Raw genomic sequence first — 18,696 nt, 5'->3', positions numbered from 1 at the left:
GCCAATTGTACGTACAACAATATTTTTCAGAAATATATTTCTGCTAACCGTCCGCGGCCAGCAGCTCCAGCATGGCAGCGGCGGCCCGGGTATCGGTCACCAGCGCATTGACCATGCCGGAACGTACAGCGCCGATGATGGCAGCAGCCTTTTCGCGCCCCATGGCGGCACCGATGGACAGCGGAATGCGCTGCAATTCGGCCCGGCTGATCGACATCAGCCCGTGCATGCCGGGCCACGCGATATCGCGGCCTTCAAGGTCGACATAGTGGCGCGCCACATCGCCCACCGCCGCCTCGGCCGCGGCCGCGTCAAGGCCGGGATCGCTGCCGGCACCGCGATGATAAAGGCCGATGCCCAGAATGGCCGCATCGACCCGGCCCCAGGCGGCGATGACCTGCGCCGCGTCGAGATCGCGCGCCAGCACGGCCCGCAATTCGTCCGAAACGGTGGACGGGGCGTGCAGAAACCGCGCCTCGGCCCCCATCTGGGCTGCCGCCTTGCGCACGAATTCGTTGATCTGGAAATGCGAGGCGGTCTCACTCATGCCGCCGGTTGTGGGCACCACCACCAGACCGGGCAGCTGCGGCAGGCCTGCGGCGATCACGCTTTGCACCGTGCGCCCCCAGCCGATGGCCAAGACCGCACCCGCCGCCAGCCCGGCCCGCTGCAGAAGCGCCGCAACCTCGGCACCAAGTGCTGCGGGAAGCGCGCCGTCGATGACCCTGACGGCCTGCAAACCCAGCGCCAGCGCCAGCTTCTCGCCCAGAATGTCCGCCTCGTCGAAATCGACGACCTGAATGCGCACGATCCCTTCCTCTCGCGCCAGCGCCAGCAACCGTGAAACCGTCGCGGTCGAAACCTCCATCCGCCGCGACACCTCAAGCTGGGACAGCCCGTCCAGGTAATGCAGCCGCGCCGCCGCATGCATCAGGCTGCGGTTCAAAAGCCGGGCGGATGTGGGACGGCGGACCATGAAATCCTCGTGTGAAAGAAATTTCAGCTGTAACCTGACTGCCGGAATTGCGCCTGCACCGCAATGGTCAGAGCGATCAGGCAGATTCGCGCAGCACCAGCCGGCCCGGGATTCGGCGGAAATCATGGGGGCCATCCGGGCTGCGCGGCGTTTCGATCCGGCCCAGCAGGATCGAGACCGCCTCGCGCGCGATCCGCGGCACATCCTGTTCGACCGTGGTCAGGCCGGGATGCAGAAAGCGGGTCAGCGCATCATTGTCATGCCCGGCCAGGTGGAACCCCGACGCCTTGCCTTGCGGGAACAACCCGAATTCATGCGCGGCTTTCAGCGCCCCCATCGCCACCCGGTCACTGGCGCAAAGCACCGTCGCGCGGGTGTGCCGGCCGGCAGCGAATTCGGCGTGCATCACCGAATGGCCGTGGCGTTCGAAATCCCAATGCGGGGCCTCCGCCGAATCCGCCAGCACCTCGGCCGGGCGGTCATGCCGGGCCATGGCGGCACGATAAGCCTCGACCCGTTCGACCGCGTTCAGGTTGACGGGTGGCATCGGCAGAAAGACCGGATCGTGGCCCGAGCGGACCAGATAATCGACCACCAGCCCGATGCTGTGGTGATTGTCATTGCCGACGAAATCGAAGGCCTCGATCTCGGTGTCGGCACGCGAATCGATCAGCACCAGCGGCAGATGGGTTTCCGCCCGGCGCAGCATCTCGGTATCCGAGGCCAGCCCCAGCGGTGCGATCAGGATACCATCCGCATTCATCGACCGAAGCGCCTCGATCGCCGCTGCTTCGCGGGCGGGGTCGTTGTCCGAATTCTGAACGATGATCTTATAGTCGCTTTCGCCGGCGGCGGCGTCGATGGCGTTGATGAGGCTGGTCTGGAAAATGTCGTTGAGATGCGGCACCACCACCCCGATCAGCCGCGTGCGCTTGCGGTTGAGGTTGCGGGCGAAAAAGTTCGGCACATAGTCGACGGCGGTCAGCCGCGCCTCGATCTTGGCGCGGGTCTTGCTGCGCACGCTGGACGGGTCGTGAAAGTAACGCGACAGCGTCGGCCGCGAGACGTCAATCTCGGTGGCCAGTTCTTCCATCGTGCGGATCGTCTTGCGTGTCATGCCCGTCCCAATGTCAGCCCTGCGCTTCATCGAACAGCGAGGCGACCTGATCGACGAGGCTTTGTTCATAACTGCGCGGATTCACGGGGAAATTCCAGCCCCTTTGCAACGCGCCGATGAAATCGGCATTGGCCGCAAAGGGGCCGGTGACGTGGACAGGCCCCCGCGCGCCGATCGCCCGCATGCCGTCAAGTGCCGCGCCTGCCAGCAGCCGGTCCAACCCGGCTGCGGGGCTGTCGCCGTCCGGGCGTGCGGGGCGTCCCGCCTTATCCAGCAGCCGGAATTGCCCCGTTGCCGGATCCTGTTCGATCCGGCACGTCTCTGCCGGACGCGCGGCCAGATCAACAGGGGCGGCCAGAATATCGGCCCGCGCCTTCCCGGCCATGAAACGGAAATTCGGCACCAATTGCCCGAAGATATCCAGACTGGCCATCACACCCGGCAAGGCCTTCGGCGGCATCGCCTCGACCCCAATGGCGAAGGCCGTCAGCCATGTCCCGGTCGACATCGCGACCGAGGGCGCACGCCGCCCGCGTCCGGCATGGGGCACCAGCGCAAGACTGCTGTCATGTGCGCCGACATGGACAGTCAGGTCCGCCGGCAAGCCATGGGCCGCTGCCAGATCTTTGCGCAAAGTGCCAGCAACCGACCAAGCCGAAGCCAGCGCCGGAAACAGCCCGCCTGCCATGCCGTCCACCTGCGTCCCGTCAGCCAGCGACCACAGGTCGGCATGGCTGGTGGCATAGGAAATCTCGCTGACGGCGCGACCGGTCAGCCACCAAGTCCAGTATTGCGGCCAGAAAAGCGCCTGGCGTGCCTGCGCCACCCGCTCGGGAAAACAGCGGCGCAGCCAGTGCAGTTGCGCACCGATATTCAGCCCGCCCGGCATCCGGGGCGAACCGGTCAGGGCGAAATCCGGCCGCAGCCGGTCATATTCGGCTGCCAGTTCGTCAGGGCCGGAAAACTCGTAATCCAGAACTGGCAGAACCAGCCCGGAATCATCCACCAGCGCCACCGTCGCGCCATGGCCGATGACCATGACACCGGTAAGCCGTGCCAGCGCCGCGAATTCTGTCAGCGCCGAGATGATAAACGCAGCCTGCACCTTCACATCAAGATGCGGATAGGGCGGCCCCGGCAGGACGTGGTTTTCCATGCGGCGTACGGCCAGTTCCTGCCGTGCGGTCAGATCTGCCAGTATCGCGCGGATGTTGGTCTTGCCGATGTCGATGATGACGAAGGCCTCAGGCATCGCCCTGCCCCGAACGGTTTTGTGCCTGGCGATATTTCTCTGCCTCCCAGTTCAGCAATTCGGCGCATTCGGCCGGGCTGAAATAGCGGATCTCACCGCCGCCATTGCTGAGATAGCGTTTCAGAACCTGGGCATATCCGGCAAGCAACGCCTCGGTCCCGCGCATGGCGTCGGTGCGGATCAGCGCGCCCTGCCCCTCGACCAGAACCACCGCATTCAGCGGCAGCGGTTGCGCCGACAGCGCGGAAAGGCGCGCGGGCAGGTCCGGGCCGGGTTGCAGGATCGGCACAGAAGGGCCGAAGAAAACGACGAAATCCGGCGCGATGGCGCAGTTCCCGGCAAGCGCGCACAGCGCCTGCGACAGGGCAAGATCATGGCCGTCTGGCACCTGCGCCGGTGCATAGCCGGTCCCTTCCAGTGCCGGCAGCGCCGGCATCGCCGCTTGCGATGGGGCGATATCCCCGCCCAGACGATGCCGCATATCGGCAATCAGCTCCTCGGCCTCAAGCGGTGTATCGGCGCTGACGATCAGGCCGTGATTGCCCAGCACGATGATCGCAGCGCGATCGGCCCCAGCCGCTCGCATCGCCATTGTCAGCCGCACACCCGGCTTGACGTAGGGCTGCCAGTGCCAGGCCACCCCCGGAAGCCGTTGGGCAAGCCGCGCCTGTCCGTCCGCGAGAATGGCCATGGCAATCGTATCGACGCAATGGACATGGATCACGCAGCGCCCCGGCAGCAAGGCGTGGAACGGTGCCTCGACCGAAGCGCGCAGGCCCGCCGGCCCGCCCGGCAGCGTCATGGCGGCAATCTCGGATTCCATCAGATCCCCCGACAGCACCCGCCCGCGCAGCGCCGCCAGATCGACCGGCACCATGACCGGTTCCGTCGCCGCATCGGCCAGCCAGGTGCCCGACGCCTTGATCCACATCGTCGCGCCATCCTTCAGCGAGGTATTCCCACCCGCCCCCTGAACCAGCCCGACATCGCCGCCGATCCGGGCCGAGACGGTCAGGAAATCGTCCCAGATCGGACCTTCGGGAACCGCCACCACCCCGATCACCAGCAGGTATAGCCGGCATCGGCCGATACAATGGCGCCGGTCATCAGGCTGGACGCGTCCGAGGCCAGAAACAGCACGACCGAGGCGATCTCATCCGGGCGGCCGAGGCGTTTCATCGGGGTCATGTCCAGCCAGATCCGTTCCATCTCGGGGATGTCCTTCAACACACGGCTGACCAGCTCTGTCTCGATCACGGTCGGCGCGACGGCATTGACACGGACCCCGCGGGAGGCCCATTCAGCAGCCAGCGATTTCGTCAGGTGATGCACGCCGGCCTTCGAGGCGTTGTAAAAGCTCTGCTCCTGCGGCTTGTTCACGATCAGCCCCGACATCGAGCCCATATTGACTATGCTGCCCCGTCCCCGCGCCAGCATCCGCCGGCCAAAACTGCGGGCGCAGAAAAAGACCCCGTCCAGATTAACCGCCATGTGACGCCGCCAATGGTCGTCTGGGCAGTCCTCGGCGGGCATGTTCGACTGCACGATACCGGCATTGTTGATCAGGATATCAACGCCGCCATCCGCCTCCAACGCCTCGGCCAGGGCCTCGACACCGGTGCTGTCGGTGACGTCCAGAAACACCCCCACCGCCTGCCCGCCCGCGTCGCGGATGGCTGCCGCCCGCGTCTCGGCGGCGGCGGTATCCAGATCGGCGATCACCACCCGGGCGCCCGCCTCGGCGAGCGCCTCGGCGCAGGCCGCACCGATACCTTGCGCGCCACCGGTCACCAATGCCGACCTTCCGCCGAGGTCAAACTTTTGCAGATACATTGCCCGCCTCCCCTTGCATGTCATTCCTGCAAAGCATGCGCCACACAATTTACATGCGTCAATTTTAAAGTGTGAAGACTGGACAGAAGTTGCCGCTGCGTAGCCTGATTATACAACCCCCACTCGCTCATCGGAAAAGTTGGTTGAAAGATTTTTATTTACGCGCGTAATTTTTGATGTCAGCCTGCAACCGGAGGACTCGGCGGGGCGATCCCGCGCAGTGAATCGAAGGGGGGGACGATGCCGGACATTCGGGGGAAAGTGGCGCTCATTACCGGGGCCAGTTCGGGCATCGGGTTGGCCACGGCAGAGGCGCTTGTCGCGGCCGGCGCCAAGGTGGCCCTTGTGGCGCGGTCGACCGAAAAGCTGCAGGCGGCGGCCGAGCGGTTGGGACCGGATGCCGTCGCGCTTGCTGCCGACCTTACCGGGCCGGGGGCGTCGGAGATGGTGCTGGAACAGGTGGAAAAGACGCTGGGACCGGTGGACATCCTGATGGCCAATGCCGGGATCTATCTGGCCGGTGATCTGGTCGAGGCCGATCCGCAGGACATCGACAAGGTGCTGGCGACCAATGTCGTCGCCGTTTTTCAGATGGTCCGCGCGGTGCTGCCCGGCATGATCGAACGCGGCGGCGGCGACATCCTGGTCACCAGTTCGGTCGCCGGCCATCAGGCGATCCCGTGGGAGCCGGTCTATTCCGCCTCGAAACACGCGGTGCAGTCATTTGTCCATGGGCTGCGCCAGCAGGTCGGGCCGCAGGACGTGCGCGTTCTGGCCATCGCGCCCGGCGTGGTTCTGAACGATCTGTGGGGCATTTCCGACCCCGAGGAGATCGACCGCAAGGCCGCCGAAGGCCTAGGCCTGCGATCCGAGGACGTTGCTGACGCGGCGCTGTTCATGCTGACACGCCCGCGCAACGTAACCATCCGCGACCTGGTGATCCTGCCGCGCGCGCAGCAGATCTGACGGCCGCAGACGACCCGCCGCGAGAGGAGCGTGGCGGACCGATGCGGCCCCATCCAGGCCGCGCCCCAACAGGAGGAGACACGCATGAGGAACATCATCACTTCGGCCGCGCTTGCCTGCGCGATGGCCACTGCCGCTTTGGCGCAGGACGCCAAGGACGTGACCATTGCATTGGTGCCGGGCCTGACCACTGACGCTTTCTATATCACCATGAACCGCGGCGCGCAGGCTGCCGCAGAGGCGCTTGGCATCACGGTCGACTTTCAGGGTGCCGAGGAGTTCGACCCGGTGCTGCAGACCCCCGTGCTGGACGCGGTGATCGGGCGCGGTCCCGACGCGATCCTGATCGCACCCACCGACAGCACGCAGATGATCGAGCCCCTGCGCCGCGCATCGGATGCCGGCATCCCGGTGATCACCGTCGACACCTTCATTGACGACGGCATGTATCAGGACGGCGGCGGCGACGGTGATTTTCCGCTGGCCTATATCGCCTCGGACAATATCGGCGGTGGCCGGATGGCGGCGCGCTATATGGCTGACAAGATCGGTGCCACGGGTCAGGTCTATGTCGCCAACCTGCGGCCCGGCGTATCGACAACCGATCAGCGCGAGGAAGGCTTCAAGGCCGAAATGGCCGAGAATTTCCCCGATATCGAGGTGCTGGAAACCCAGTATAACGAGAATGACGCCTCGCTTGCCGCCTCGCAGTTCCAGGCCGTGCTGGCGCGCAACCCAGACATCAAGGGCGTCTTCGGCGCCAATCTGTTTTCCGCGCTTGGGGCTGGGAACGGTGTCGAAAGTGCGGGCAAGATCGACGACGTGACCGTCGTGGCCTTTGATGCGCCCGCTTCAATCGTCAACAATATCTCCTCGGGCCTGGTCGATGCTGCCATCGCGCAGCACCCGGCCGAGATCGGCTATTTCGGTGTCATGGCGGCCTATGCCAACCTGACAGGGGAATCGATCCCGACCAGCATCGGCACCGGATTTACCGTGATCGACGCCGGCAATGTCGATGACGAGGCGACCAAGAAATTCATCTATTCGGAATGAATGATGGATCATGTCGTGCAACGGAATGGGACTTCATTCGTGAAGTCCCTGCTCAACGCCTGGTCATGGCTGTTTCTGGTGCTGATCCTCGGCTTTTTCGAGGTTTACGCCCAGACGCAGACCGGCAGCACCTTCCTGTTCCGGGTCTATAACCTGCAATCCATCGCGGTCGCGGCATCGCAGATCCTGCTGCTGGCGCTTGGGCTGACTCTGGTGATCGTGGCCGGACATATCGACCTGTCGATTGCGTTCTCGTCCGGTCTTGCGTCGGTGGTGATCGCCTTGGTGATCCGTGCGGGCGGTGTCGATGCCGGCTGGGGCATCGTGGCCCTTGCTGCATTTGCCGGACTGGCGGCGGCGGCCATCGTGGGCGTCGTCAATGGCTGGCTGGTCGCCTGGCTGGCGGTGCCAAGCTTCATCGGCACGCTGGGCACTTACGGCGTTGCGCGGGGCGCGGCGCTGATCATGGCCGGCGGTGCGACCGTGTCGATCCGCAACGAACATGCCCGCGAACTGGGCAACGGCACCCTGCTGGGCTTTCCGATACCGCTGGTTACCGCAATGGTGCTGGCGCTGATCTGCCATTACGTGCTGAAACACACCCGCTTTGGCGCGCATACCTATGCGCTTGGCGCCAATCCGGCATCGGTCGAGCGGGCGGGCGTCGACGTCAAGCGACACCTGATCATGCTTTTCGTGATCTCGGCCCTGACGGCCGGGATGGGCGGGCTGATCTATACCTTCCGCTTCTCGGCCGGGGCGGCCAATTCGGGCGAACCCATCCTGCTTTATGCCGTCGCCGCGGTCTTTATCGGTGGCGCGTCGCTGACCGGCGGACAGGGCACCATCTCCGGCACGGTCATCGGGGCCTTCATCATCGCGGTCATCCAATTCGGCCTCGTTTTCTGCGGTTTGCCGCCCTATTGGCAATTCGTCGCGGTGGGGCTTGTCATCATCGTGGCGGTGCTGGTCGACCAGTCCAAGGACCGCATCGTGGGGGGCAAGGCATGAGCGAACTGCTGAAGGTCGAAGGCCTGCGCAAGCGTTTCGGCGGCAATGAGGCGGTGAAGAACGTCACCTTCACCGTCGGTCCGGGCGAATGCGTGGTGCTGGCGGGCGATAACGGGGCCGGCAAATCCACGGTCATCAAGATGATCTCTGGCGTCTATCAGCCGACTGATGGCCAGGTCTTTCTGAATGGCGACCTGCTGACCGGCAAGACGCCCGAGGCCGTGCGGACGGCCGGGATCGAGACGATCTATCAGGATCTCGCGCTTGCCGACAATCTGGACCCCGGCCTGAACCTGTATCTGGGCCGCGAACGCACGATCCGCCGCTTTGGCCTGCCGTTTCTGGACCGCAAGACGATGCGGGACGACGCGGTCGAGGTGATGAAAAGCCTTGGTATCGTCGTCCCCGACCCGGCCGCACCCGTGCGCGAGATGTCGGGCGGCCAGCGTCAGGCCATTGCCATCGCCCGCGCGATCCATTGGCAGGCCGGGCTTGTCATCATGGACGAACCCACGGCGGCGCTTGGTGTGCCCGAGCAGCGCGAGGTCATGGCGCTGATCCATCGGCTGAAAGCGAAGGGTGTGGGGATCATCCTGATCTCGCACAACCTGCCCGACATCTTCGCCGCCGCCGACCGGATCATCGTGCTGGCGCGCGGCGTGGTGGCGGGCGAGCGCCGCCCAGCCGAGACCAATGACGAAGAGATCGTCCGGATGATGATGGGCGCGACGCTGTAGCCTCGGGTCACGAACCGCCGCGCCCGGCGGACTGGGTTCCGGGCGCGTTCAGACGAGGAGCTCGCAGACGATCAGAACGAAGCCTGCCAGAAAAAGCGTCTCGGCCACAAGCAACGCGATCGCACCGGGTCCGACCTTCAGGACCTGATCCAGTCGGGTGCGCATTCCGACTGCGGCGATGGCGATCAGCAGCGCCCAGCCGGACAGCTGTTGCAGCGCCGCCCTGACCGGTTCGGGCAGCCAGCCAAGCGAGTTGATGGCCGCCAGCACCGCAAAGCCGATCACGAAGCCGGGCAGCGGCACCCCCGCCCCGGCCGTCGCCCCCCGACCGCGGTAGCAAAGCGACAGGGCAATCACCACCGGCGCAAGCATGCTGACCCGGATCAGCTTGACCAGGGTCGCGGTCTCTCCGGCCTCATCCGAGATGGAGAACCCGGCCCCGACCACCTGCGCAACATCGTGGATCGTACCGCCAAGGAAGATCCCCGCCATGCGGTCGGTCATCCCGAAGGCGGCGGCAATGGCGGGATAAAGGATCATCGCCAGCGTCGACAACATGGTGATGCCCAGCACGGTGAACATCAGCTGCTGATCGCTTTTTTCGGTGCGCGGCTGCACGGCGGCAATGGCAATGGCCGCCGATACCCCACAGATCGCGACCGCCCCCGCGGTCAGCACCGAAAAACGCGGATCCTGCCGCAGCAGCCGGCCCAGCACCACGCCTGCACCGATGGTCAGCACAATGCCAAGGACCAGCATGGCGATCGTGCCAACCCCCAGATCCGCCAGCAGCCCGGCGCTGATCCGCGCACCCATCAGCGCCACGCCAACCCGCAGCACAACACGGTTGGCAAAGCCGATCCCTTCGACCGCGCGGCCCTCTTGTCCAAGGAAGTTCAGCGCGATCCCGAACAGCAGCGCCATCAGCATCGCCGGTGCGCCGTAATGTTCGGCCACGAATTGCGCCGCCACCGCCACCAGCACCGCCACCAGCAAGCCCGGCACCATTCGATGGGCCCAATCGCGCCCCATTTCCGCCCGCATCGGCCTTCTCCTGCCCAGATCAGTTGTCGGCCGCAATCCGCCCATGGCACCGCGAAGTCAAGGGCCGCGCCCCATCAGGCGCGGTCTCGATCCTTGGCGAATGACCTGATCGGGGCGGCAATTCCGACCGGCCCCGCACTCCGGCGCGGGGGCTGCCGATTTCGGCTTGCCTGTCGCGCGCCGAATGCCGAGGCTCGGCCCTGTCCGGCACCGGGTAGCGACGCGAAGGCGTCCGCCCCAAAGCTGGCATCGAGTGAAAGGGCCGGATCGGGCGCGATAAAAGGAGACATGATGGGCGAAATGCTGTTGGGAGCGTTGAAGCCGCTGGAATGGATCAACGCGCGGCTGGCTCGGTTAGGCGCGATCCTTGCCGCATCGGCGCTGGCGCTGATGGTGGTGGTGATCCTGGTGCAGGTCTTCTGCCGCTATGTGCTGAACAGCGCCCTGCCGTGGCCCGAGGAAGCCGCGCGGTTTCTGATGCTGTGGATGACCGGGCTGGCAGCACCCGCCGTCTATCGCCGGGGCGGTTTCGTCGCCATCGACATGCTGGATCTGGCCTTGCCCCCGCGCCTGTCCGCGCTTCTTTCGCTGCTGCTGTTGATCGTCTCGGGCGCGGTGCTGGCAATGGCGCTGCATTTCGGCTGGAAACATGTCGGCTCGGGCTGGCTGTTCAATTCATCCTCGTTACGCCTGCCGCTGGACCTGATCGGCATGCAGGCGATGCGGATCAAGCTTGCATGGATGTATCTGTCGCTGTTCACGGGCTTTGTCCTGCTCGCAATGGTCAATGCCGAACTGATCCTGCGCAGCCTGATCCGCCTGCTGGGGCATGAGGCCGCCCTGACCCCGATCCCCCCCGTCGCCATCGCCGAGGCCGAGTAATGCTGATCTGGTTTCTGCCCCTGTTCCTGATCCTGTTGATGATCGGCCTGCCGGTCTTTTTTGCGCTTCTGGCCGCGCCCGGTCTTGTGCTGTGGTTGAACGGGCAGGAGCGCGATGTCGCGCTGCTGTATCGCAACGCCTATAACGGCATGGACAGCTTTCCGCTGATGGCGATCCCTTTCTTCATGCTGGCGGGCGAGCTGATGAATCGCGGCGGCATCACCGAAAGGCTGGTCGAGTTCAGTCAGGCGTTGATGGGCCATCTGCGCGGCGGGCTTGCGCATGTGAACATCCTGTCCTCGATGTTGTTTGCGGGGCTTTCGGGTTCGGCGGTCGCGGACACTTCGGCGCTTGGGTCGATGCTGATCCCGGCGATGGAAAAGCAGGGTTATACGCGGCGGTTTTCGGCCGCGATCACCGCGGCCTCCAGCGTGATCGGGCCGATCATCCCGCCGTCGGGGATTATGATCATCTATGCCTATGTCATGGGCGAAAGCGTGGCGGCGCTGTTTCTGGCGGGCATCCTGCCCGGTGTTATGGTCGGACTGTCACTGATGCTGATGGTGAAGGTCATGGCCGACCGGTATGATTTCCCCATTGCCAGCCGCAAGACCAGCTGGCGCGAACGCGGCCAGGCCAGCCTGCGGGCCTTCTTTCCGCTGATGACCCCCGTCATCATCATGGGTGGCATCCTTGGCGGCGTCTTCACACCAACCGAAGCCGCCGCTGTCGCCGCCGCATACGGGCTGATGATAGGGCTGTTCGTCATGCGCACGCTGACCTTGCGCGACATCCCGGGCATCCTGCAACGCGCTGCGGCGATGTCGGCGGTCGTCCTGTTGCTGGTTGGTGCGGCCATGGCCTTCAAGACCGTGGTCAGCCTGTCGCACGCACCCGAAATCCTGGCCGAGATGATCCTCGGCCTGTCGGAAAACCCGCTGATCCTGCTGTTCCTCATCAATCTTCTGCTGTTCGGTATCGGCATGTTTCTGGATGCCGGCCCTGCGATCATCATCCTTGGCCCGGTGTTGGGGCCGATCTTTACCCAGATGGGGGTCGATCCGATCCATTTCGCCATCATCATGTCGGTAAACCTGACCGTGGGCCTGATCACGCCGCCGATGGGGCTGGTGCTGTTCGTGGCCTCATCTGTTTCAGGAGAGCGGATCTCTACCATATCCCGCGCAATCCTGCCCTTCCTGCTGATGGAGATCGCCGTGATCTTTCTGATCACCTATGTCCCCGCCATCTCGATGACTGTCCCGCGTTTGACGGGCTTCGCCGATTAGGTAGGAATGAACCACCAACACGGGAGAAGACGATGCTGAAGACGACATTGACCTCTATGCTGCTGCTGGCGGCCCTTGCGGGGACCGGCGCGGCCCAGGAATACACCCTGCGCGCAACCGCCAATTCCAACGAGCAGGACGAGGATTTCGACGGGCTGGTCGTGTTCAAGAATTATGTCGAGAACGCCTCGAACGGTGCGATCAAGGTCGATCTGTTCATCGGGACCCAGCTTTGCGGCAATGGTGCCGAGTGCCTGCAGGGTGTGGCCGACGGCTCAATCGACATTTTCATGTCGACCTCGGGCGGTGCGGCAGGGATTTTCCCGTATATTCAAATTCTTGACCTGCCATATCTGATGAGTGACGACCGCGTCGCAGAGGCGGTCTTGACCAGCGATTTCCCCACCATGCTGCGCGACAGGATGCTGGACAGCAGCGGCGGCAAGATCCGTCTGATGACCATCGGCAATACCGGCGGCTGGCGCAGCATCGCCAATACGGAAAAGCGCGTGCAGACCCCCGCCGATCTGGCCGGAATGAAGCTGCGCACGGTCGAGGCCGACCTGCCGCAGGAACTGGTGCGCGCGCTTGGTGCCTCGCCCACGCCGATCCCCTGGCCCGACCTGTTCACCTCGTTGCAGACCGGCGTCGTCGAGGGCACGCAGAACGGCATCACCGACATCATGAACATGAAATTCCCCGATGCGGGTCTGAACTATCTGACGCTGGACAACCATTCCTATATGGGCGGGTTCTGGTTCATGTCGAACGACAGGTTCATGTCCATGCCCGAGGATATGCGCCAGATCGTCGCCGATGGCTTCTATCAATTGCAGCAGGCCACCTTCGCCAGCCCCAAGCGCAAGTCCATCGCGGGGTACGAGGAATTTGCGGCTGCAGGCGGCGATCTTTATGTGCCCACCGCCGAAGAAAAGGCCGCATTCCAGGAAGCCGCCGCCCCGGTCTATGAATGGTTCACGACCAGCGTCGAAGACGGCGCCGAAGTCTTCGCCGCCTTTGAGGAAGCCGTGGCCGCCGCCCAGTCCGAGGTTGATGCAGAACGCGCGTCCGAGATCAACTGAAACAGGTCCGGGCGGCGCACCCCGCCGCCCGGGTCAGGCCCTAGCGCCGCAACCTGGCGATCAGTGACGAGGTGTCCCAACGCCCGCCGCCCATGCCCTGCACCTCTTTGTAGAACTGATCCACCAGCGCGGTGACCGGCAGGCTGACGCCCAGATCGTCGCCGGCGTCCAGACAGATCCCCAGATCCTTGCGCATCCAGTCGACGGCGAAACCGTGGTCGAATTCGTCCGCCGCCATGGTCTTGTGGCGGTTCGACATCTGCCAGCTGCCGGCGGCGCCCTGACTGATGACCTCGACCACCTTTTCGATGTCCAGCCCCGAGGCCTCGGCGAAGCGCAGCGATTCAGACAGCGCCTGCACCAGACCGGCAATGGCGATCTGGTTGCACATCTTAGTCGTCTGCCCGGCCCCCACCGGCCCCATCAGCCGGCAGATCTTGGCATAGGCGTCGATCACCGGCTGGGCGCGGTCGAATTCGCCCTGTTCGCCGCCGCACATTACCGAAAGCTGGCCATTCTCGGCACCCGCCTGCCCGCCCGAAACCGGCCCGTCGACATAGCCGATCCCGGTCTCGGCGGCTTTTTCGGCCAACTCGCGCGTGACCCGCGCCGAAACCGTGGTGTGATCGACAAAGACCGCGCCGGTCGCCATGCCGGCGAATGCGCCATCATCGCCCAGGCAGATGCTGCGCAGGTCGTCATCATTGCCCACGCAGGCCATGACGAATTCCGCGCCCGAGGCGGCCTCTCGCGGGGTTGCCGCAGCGCTGCCGCCGTGCCGCGAAACCCAGTCTGCGGCCTTGGCTGCGCTGCGGTTATAGACGGTGACATCATGGCCCGCCGCCGCCAGATGGCCCGCCATCGGAAACCCCATCACGCCCAGTCCCAGAAATGCCACCTTCGCCATAAAGGCCCCCTTGTCCTGCTGTTATCCGCGTTGAAAGCCAGCTTCGCTTGGCCTACACAACCGCAAAGACACCACCCCCCGGCCCCGCGGTCAAGCGAGGGCGTTGCGAAGGACCCTGCCCGACATGTTGACCCTGTTCCGCTGGTTTTTGCGGCTGACCCTCGGTTTGATCGTCGGGCTGTTGCTGGCAACGGGGCTGATCTGGTATTTCGCCGTCCGCTCTTTGCCCGATTATGACGCCAGTTATCGCGTGGCCGGGATTACCCAGCCGGTCGAGATCGTCCGGTCGACCGAGAACGTGCCGCATATCTTTGCCACAGCCGATAGCGACGCCTATTTCGCGCTTGGTCTTGCCCATGCGCAGGACCGGCTGTTCCAGATGACCGTTCTGCGCCGCGCCGCGCAGGGTCGTCTGGCCGAGATTTATGGCACCCGCGCCCTGCCGGCCGATGATCTGGCCAGGCGCATCGGGATCGCAAGGGTCGCCCGCGCCTCGCTGGCGGCACAGACGCCACAGACGCGCGAGGCGTTGCAGGCCTATGCCGATGGTGTGAATCAGTGGATCGAGATCGTCAATCAAGGCGCGCTTGGCCGAGGCGCCCCGGAATTCTTCCTGTTTCCCGATGACATCGCCTATTGGCAGCCTGCCGATTCGCTGGCCATCCTGAAACTGTTCGCCGCCGCCAGCAGCCGCCAGATCCCGGCCGAGGTGCTGCGCGCCCAGCTGTCGCTGGTGGCGCCCGAACGCGGGCAGGACCTGGTCGCGGGCCTGGGCGAACCGGCCATGCCGGCCTATGCGACGCTGTTTTCAGCGGCCCGTATCTCGCCCACGCAGCCCGCCGGGGGACAGGACTGGCCCTATGACCTCGCCGGCTATCTGCGGCCCTTCGCAGGCAACGGCGCCACGGCCTTCGCCGCCGACGGGCAGCGCACCACCGCCGGCCAGCCGCTGCTGGCAAACGACCCGCAGGCGGCGCTGACCCTGCCGTCGCTGTGGTATCTGGCGCGGATGCAGCTGCAATCGGGCGATGTGATCGGGGCCACCATTCCAGGGATCCCGGCGGTGATGTCGGGACGTTCGGCCAAGCTGGCCTGGGGCTTCGTGCCCGCCCAGATCGACGATGCCGACATCCATATCGAGGAGATCCAGCCCGGCGACATGAACCGTTATCGCGGCGTCACCGGCTGGCAGGATTTCACCGCCCGGCGCGAGATCATCCGCGTCCGCGACAGCGAGGACCGTGCCATCACCCTGCGCGAGACCGAAAACGGCCCGCTGCTGTCGGCAACAAGCTTTGGCCTCGGTTCGGTCATGCCGGCGGGGTTTGCCGCCTCGCTGAACTGGACCGGGTTGACCTCGGACGACCGAACCATGAGCGCGCTGATCGGCGTCATGACCGCGCCCGACCGCAACGCTGCCTTCACCGCCGCGCAGGACTGGGTTGCCCCGGCCGTGCGGCTGTCGCTGGCCGATCGCGACGGCATTGCTGAACGGCTGATCGGGCTGGTCCCGCAGCGGCTGGCGGATCACGCCACCAAAGGTCGGATGCCGACGCCGGGCTGGATCGCCGGCAACCGCTGGCAAGGCCTCGGTCGCCCGGAATCGCCGGATGCGACGGAAAACGGGCTTGATCTGTCGACCGGCGCGCTAAGCGGCGGCGCTTACGGCTTCGATGGCGATTCCGCCCTGCGCCGCGAACGTCTGCGCCGGCTTCTGGACGGCCGCGAGGTCCATAGCCGCGACAGTTTCATCGAAACCCAACTGGACATCGTCAGCCCCGCCGCCCGCGCGCTGCTGCCGCTGGTCGGTGCCGATCTGTGGTTCGCAGGCGAGCCGGCGGCCCAAGGCACGCCCGAACGCCAGCGCCAGGATGCCCTGCGCCTGCTGGCAGAATGGGACGGCGCGATGAGCGAACACCTGCCCGAACCGCTGATCTATGCCGCCTGGATGCGCGCGCTTCAGGATCGCCTGATCCGGGACGAGCTGGGCCCGCTGGCCGATCACATCGCCCCCCTTCAGCCAGCCTTTATCGAGCGGGTCTATCGCAATCGTGGCGGCGCGGCGGCCTGGTGCGATATCCGCCAGTCGGCGGCGGTCGAATCCTGTTCAACCTTGGCCCGGCAGGCGCTGGATGCGGCGATCCTGGACCTGACCGACCGCTACGGCCCCGATGTGACCAGCTGGCGTTGGGGCGATGCGCATGAGGCCGTGCAGATGCACCCCGCGCTTGGGCCGATCCCGCGCCTCGGCTGGATCGCCAATCTGCGCCAATCGCTGTCGGGCGGCGATACCACGCTGGCACGCGCACCGGCGCAGGACGCGGGCGGACGCCCGTTCCAGCCGATCAGCGGGGCGGGCTATCGCGGCGTTTACGATCTGGCGGACCCCGACAGCTCGGTCTTCATCATCGCTTCGGGCCAGTCGGGGCATCCCTTCTCGCGCCATTATGACGACCTTGCGGTGAAATGGCGGCGCGGCGAATATGTGACGATGTCGCTGGACCCGGATCTCGCGCGGGCGGCGGCGGCGGGTGTCACGCGGCTGCTTCCCGCCGCAGCCGGGCCTGCGGGCCGCTAGGCCGTCTTGGCAAAGCGGGCAGCGGCGGAATATTAACGGATGAAATCTGGTAGGGCGGATGAGCAAGCAAGCTGACCTTCTATGTATTGGGGCTATGCTCTGGGACGTGATCGGCCGTTGCCCGCGTCCCATGGCAACGGGTGCCGACATGCCGGGCCGGATCAGCCATATTCCGGGCGGCGTGGCGCTGAACGTGGCGCTTGCCGTCTCGCGCTGGGGCATGACGCCGGCCATCCTGTCGGCCGTTGGCCGCGACAGCGAAGGCGAGGCGCTGATCGCCGCCGTCACCAAGCTGGGCGTCGTGACCGATTTTCTGTGCCGCGATGGCGGCCCGACCGATGTGTATATGGCGATCGAGGATGTGAACGGCCTGATCGCCGCCGTCGCTGACGCCCATTCGCTGGAAGAAGCGGGCGAATCCGTGCTGACGCCGATCCGCGATGGCCGCCTGGCTGCCGAGGCCGCGCCCTGGCAGGGCGTCGCAGTAATTGACGGCAACCTGACCATGGACCAACTGTCCCGCATCGCGCAGGAGCCAGGTCTTGCACAGGCTGATCTGCGCATCGTGCCGGCCAGCCCCGGCAAGGCCGAACGGCTTGCTCCGCTGATCGGGTCGGCCCATGGCTGCTTCTATCTGAACCGCTATGAGGCCGAGGTGCTGGCCCGGCGCGATCTGCCCGATGCCGCAACTGCTGCCCTGGCGATGCTGGATCTGGGGATGCATCGGGTGCTGGTCACCGATGGCGGCCAGCCGGTCGCCGACGGGCTGGCCGGCGCGGGCGTCATCAACATCACGCCGCCACCCGTTACAATCGCCCGCGTCACCGGGGCGGGTGACTGCTTCCTTGCCGCCCATCTGGCCGCCGAACGCGCCGGCCTTGACCGGATGCAGGCGCTGACCCGCGCCACCCAAGCCGCTGCTGCCCATGTTTCGGGAAAGGACATGCCATGAAGAACCTGATCGACTACGCGCCCGAAGTGGCCGAGGCCCGCGCCAAGGGCGCCCCCATCGTGGCGCTGGAATCGACCATCATCACCCATGGCATGCCCTTCCCGCAGAACCTTGAAATGGCCCGCAAGGTCGAGGCAGAGATCCGCGCCCATGGTGCCGTGCCCGCCACCATCGCGGTCATGGATGGCCGCATCCGGATCGGTCTGGACGATGCCGCGATGGAACAGCTGGCCCGCACCCCGCAGGCGCAGGTGATGAAGCTGTCGCGCGCCGATCTGGCGGTCTGCGTCGCAGCGGGCCGCACCGGCGCGACGACTGTCGCCGCCACCATGATCTGCGCCCATTTGGCTGGGATCGGGGTCTTCGCCACTGGCGGGATAGGCGGCGTCCATCGCGGGGCGGAACTCAGCTTCGACATTTCCGCCGACCTTCAGGAACTGGCGCAAACCCCCGTCACCGTGGTCTGCGCGGGCGCCAAGGCGATCCTCGACCTGCCGAAAACGCTGGAAGTTCTGGAAACCCTTGGCGTGCCGGTCATCGCCTTCGGGCAAGACCAGCTGCCCGCCTTCTGGTCGCGGGATTCGGGACTGAAAGCGCCGCTGCGCATGGACGATGCGGCCCAGATCGCCCGCGCTGCCGCCATCCGCGCGCGGCTCGGCCTGCCCGGCGGCCTGCTGGTCGCCAACCCGATCCCGGCCGAAGCCGAGATCCCCCGCACTGTCATCGGCCCGATCGTTGAAAAGGCGCTGGCGGATGCCGCCCAACACCGCATCGCCGCCAAGGCCGTGACCCCCTATCTGCTGCAGCGCATTTTCGAGCTGACCACGGGCGCCTCGCTAGAGGCCAACATCGCCCTGGTGCTGAACAATGCCCGCCTTGCCGCAAAAATCGCCGTCGACGCCGCAGCGCTTGAAAATTCCGTCTGACCCCGAGATGAAAGTTTCGTGACATCAATGCCTTGAAAACAGGGCTTGACGGAATCGGGCGGGTTGGAAAGCATCGCGGGGGAAGGAA

17 protein-coding genes are annotated in these 18,696 nt (G+C 65.4%); 10 read left to right on the top strand and 7 right to left on the bottom strand.

Annotated features, from left to right (window positions below; all coding sequences use genetic code 11):
* Positions 1 to 43: 43 nt before the first annotated feature.
* The 5 genes from G7044_RS04145 to G7044_RS04125 form a co-directional block, all read right to left on the bottom strand.
* The gene (locus G7044_RS04145; RefSeq protein ID WP_207630152.1) at positions 44 to 976 is read right to left on the bottom strand and encodes a sugar-binding transcriptional regulator; all 933 of its coding nucleotides are present in this window, start codon (positions 974 to 976) and stop codon (positions 44 to 46) included.
* Between the two features lie 76 nt (positions 977 to 1,052).
* The gene (locus G7044_RS04140) at positions 1,053 to 2,093 is read right to left on the bottom strand and encodes a LacI family DNA-binding transcriptional regulator (RefSeq protein ID WP_166326297.1); all 1,041 of its coding nucleotides are present in this window, start codon (positions 2,091 to 2,093) and stop codon (positions 1,053 to 1,055) included.
* Between the two features lie 13 nt (positions 2,094 to 2,106).
* Entirely contained in the window at positions 2,107 to 3,345 is a 1,239-nt protein-coding gene (locus G7044_RS04135; protein WP_166326295.1) for an FGGY family carbohydrate kinase, read from the bottom strand.
* Positions 3,338 to 4,396, bottom strand: a complete 1,059-nt coding sequence (locus tag G7044_RS04130) for a class II aldolase/adducin family protein (protein ID WP_166326293.1) — start codon at positions 4,394 to 4,396, stop codon at positions 3,338 to 3,340. Before G7044_RS04130 ends, G7044_RS04135 begins: the two co-directional genes overlap by 8 nt.
* Before the next feature lie 8 nt (positions 4,397 to 4,404).
* Complete coding sequence (locus tag G7044_RS04125) at positions 4,405 to 5,178, bottom strand: SDR family NAD(P)-dependent oxidoreductase (RefSeq protein ID WP_166326291.1); 774 nt, start codon at positions 5,176 to 5,178, stop codon at positions 4,405 to 4,407.
* Positions 5,179 to 5,418: 240 nt separating this feature from the next.
* On the opposite strand from G7044_RS04125, the gene G7044_RS04120 reads away from it, so the two are divergent.
* From G7044_RS04120 to G7044_RS04105, 4 genes are all read left to right on the top strand, one after another.
* Positions 5,419 to 6,144 (top strand): SDR family oxidoreductase, encoded by a 726-nt coding sequence (locus G7044_RS04120; RefSeq protein WP_166326289.1) that lies wholly within the window; start codon positions 5,419 to 5,421, stop codon positions 6,142 to 6,144.
* A gap of 84 nt (positions 6,145 to 6,228) precedes the next feature.
* Positions 6,229 to 7,200, top strand: a complete 972-nt coding sequence (locus tag G7044_RS04115) for an ABC transporter substrate-binding protein (protein ID WP_166326287.1) — start codon at positions 6,229 to 6,231, stop codon at positions 7,198 to 7,200.
* Between the two features lie 39 nt (positions 7,201 to 7,239).
* Complete coding sequence (locus G7044_RS04110) at positions 7,240 to 8,211, top strand: ABC transporter permease (RefSeq protein WP_328803801.1); 972 nt, start codon at positions 7,240 to 7,242, stop codon at positions 8,209 to 8,211.
* Positions 8,208 to 8,948, top strand: a complete 741-nt coding sequence (locus G7044_RS04105; protein ID WP_166326285.1) for an ATP-binding cassette domain-containing protein — start codon at positions 8,208 to 8,210, stop codon at positions 8,946 to 8,948. Before G7044_RS04110 ends, G7044_RS04105 begins: the two co-directional genes overlap by 4 nt.
* A gap of 48 nt (positions 8,949 to 8,996) precedes the next feature.
* Here G7044_RS04105 and G7044_RS04100 read toward each other — a convergent pair whose 3' ends face one another.
* On the bottom strand, positions 8,997 to 9,992 hold the full coding sequence (locus G7044_RS04100) for a YeiH family protein (protein WP_166326283.1): 996 nt from the start codon (positions 9,990 to 9,992) through the stop codon (positions 8,997 to 8,999).
* Between the two features lie 291 nt (positions 9,993 to 10,283).
* Here G7044_RS04100 and G7044_RS04095 point away from each other — a divergent pair, with 291 nt between their 5' ends.
* Genes G7044_RS04095 through G7044_RS04085 form a run of 3 tightly spaced genes read left to right on the top strand, consistent with a single transcriptional unit; the run spans position 10,284 to position 13,245 of the window.
* Complete coding sequence (locus G7044_RS04095) at positions 10,284 to 10,874, top strand: TRAP transporter small permease (RefSeq protein WP_166326281.1); 591 nt, start codon at positions 10,284 to 10,286, stop codon at positions 10,872 to 10,874.
* Positions 10,874 to 12,163: a TRAP transporter large permease gene (locus G7044_RS04090; RefSeq protein WP_166326279.1), complete on the top strand. Its 1,290-nt coding sequence runs from the start codon at positions 10,874 to 10,876 to the stop codon at positions 12,161 to 12,163. The genes G7044_RS04095 and G7044_RS04090 overlap by 1 nt, the downstream gene beginning before the upstream one ends.
* A 32-nt stretch (positions 12,164 to 12,195) precedes the next feature.
* Entirely contained in the window at positions 12,196 to 13,245 is a 1,050-nt protein-coding gene (locus tag G7044_RS04085; RefSeq protein WP_166326277.1) for a TRAP transporter substrate-binding protein, read from the top strand.
* Between the two features lie 40 nt (positions 13,246 to 13,285).
* On the opposite strand, the gene G7044_RS04080 is transcribed toward G7044_RS04085, so the two are convergent.
* Complete coding sequence (locus tag G7044_RS04080) at positions 13,286 to 14,152, bottom strand: NAD(P)-dependent oxidoreductase (protein ID WP_166326275.1); 867 nt, start codon at positions 14,150 to 14,152, stop codon at positions 13,286 to 13,288.
* A gap of 124 nt (positions 14,153 to 14,276) precedes the next feature.
* On the opposite strand from G7044_RS04080, the gene G7044_RS04075 reads away from it, so the two are divergent.
* Genes G7044_RS04075 through G7044_RS04065 form a run of 3 tightly spaced genes read left to right on the top strand, consistent with a single transcriptional unit; the run spans position 14,277 to position 18,608 of the window.
* Complete coding sequence (locus G7044_RS04075; RefSeq protein WP_166326273.1) at positions 14,277 to 16,730, top strand: penicillin acylase family protein; 2,454 nt, start codon at positions 14,277 to 14,279, stop codon at positions 16,728 to 16,730.
* A 58-nt stretch (positions 16,731 to 16,788) separates the two neighbouring features.
* On the top strand, positions 16,789 to 17,682 hold the full coding sequence (locus G7044_RS04070; RefSeq protein WP_166326271.1) for a PfkB family carbohydrate kinase: 894 nt from the start codon (positions 16,789 to 16,791) through the stop codon (positions 17,680 to 17,682).
* Positions 17,679 to 18,608 (top strand): pseudouridine-5'-phosphate glycosidase, encoded by a 930-nt coding sequence (locus G7044_RS04065; RefSeq protein ID WP_166326269.1) that lies wholly within the window; start codon positions 17,679 to 17,681, stop codon positions 18,606 to 18,608. The genes G7044_RS04070 and G7044_RS04065 overlap by 4 nt, the downstream gene beginning before the upstream one ends.
* Positions 18,609 to 18,696: the final 88 nt, after the last annotated feature.

It is taken from the genome of Paracoccus xiamenensis (assembly GCF_011308835.1).
GTDB lineage: Bacteria > Pseudomonadota > Alphaproteobacteria > Rhodobacterales > Rhodobacteraceae > Paracoccus > Paracoccus xiamenensis.
Note: the sequence above shows the minus strand (reverse complement) of the source record. Positions and strands in the feature narration are given on the sequence as shown.

Bases quoted from the DNA above. Each gene is read 5' to 3' on its own strand.
- G7044_RS04145 (WP_207630152.1), bottom strand. From the start codon at position 976: ATGGTCCGCCGTCCCACATCCGCCCGGCTTTTGAACCGCAGCCTGATG.
- G7044_RS04140 (WP_166326297.1), bottom strand. From the start codon at position 2,093: ATGACACGCAAGACGATCCGCACGATGGAAGAACTGGCCACCGAGATT.
- G7044_RS04135 (WP_166326295.1), bottom strand. From the start codon at position 3,345: ATGCCTGAGGCCTTCGTCATCATCGACATCGGCAAGACCAACATCCGC.
- G7044_RS04125 (WP_166326291.1), bottom strand. From the start codon at position 5,178: ATGTATCTGCAAAAGTTTGACCTCGGCGGAAGGTCGGCATTGGTGACC.
- G7044_RS04120 (WP_166326289.1), top strand. From the start codon at position 5,419: ATGCCGGACATTCGGGGGAAAGTGGCGCTCATTACCGGGGCCAGTTCG.
- G7044_RS04115 (WP_166326287.1), top strand. From the start codon at position 6,229: ATGAGGAACATCATCACTTCGGCCGCGCTTGCCTGCGCGATGGCCACT.
- G7044_RS04105 (WP_166326285.1), top strand. From the start codon at position 8,208: ATGAGCGAACTGCTGAAGGTCGAAGGCCTGCGCAAGCGTTTCGGCGGC.
- G7044_RS04100 (WP_166326283.1), bottom strand. From the start codon at position 9,992: ATGCGGGCGGAAATGGGGCGCGATTGGGCCCATCGAATGGTGCCGGGC.
- G7044_RS04095 (WP_166326281.1), top strand. From the start codon at position 10,284: ATGGGCGAAATGCTGTTGGGAGCGTTGAAGCCGCTGGAATGGATCAAC.
- G7044_RS04090 (WP_166326279.1), top strand. From the start codon at position 10,874: ATGCTGATCTGGTTTCTGCCCCTGTTCCTGATCCTGTTGATGATCGGC.
- G7044_RS04085 (WP_166326277.1), top strand. From the start codon at position 12,196: ATGCTGAAGACGACATTGACCTCTATGCTGCTGCTGGCGGCCCTTGCG.
- G7044_RS04080 (WP_166326275.1), bottom strand. From the start codon at position 14,152: ATGGCGAAGGTGGCATTTCTGGGACTGGGCGTGATGGGGTTTCCGATG.
- G7044_RS04075 (WP_166326273.1), top strand. From the start codon at position 14,277: ATGTTGACCCTGTTCCGCTGGTTTTTGCGGCTGACCCTCGGTTTGATC.
- G7044_RS04070 (WP_166326271.1), top strand. From the start codon at position 16,789: ATGAGCAAGCAAGCTGACCTTCTATGTATTGGGGCTATGCTCTGGGAC.
- G7044_RS04065 (WP_166326269.1), top strand. From the start codon at position 17,679: ATGAAGAACCTGATCGACTACGCGCCCGAAGTGGCCGAGGCCCGCGCC.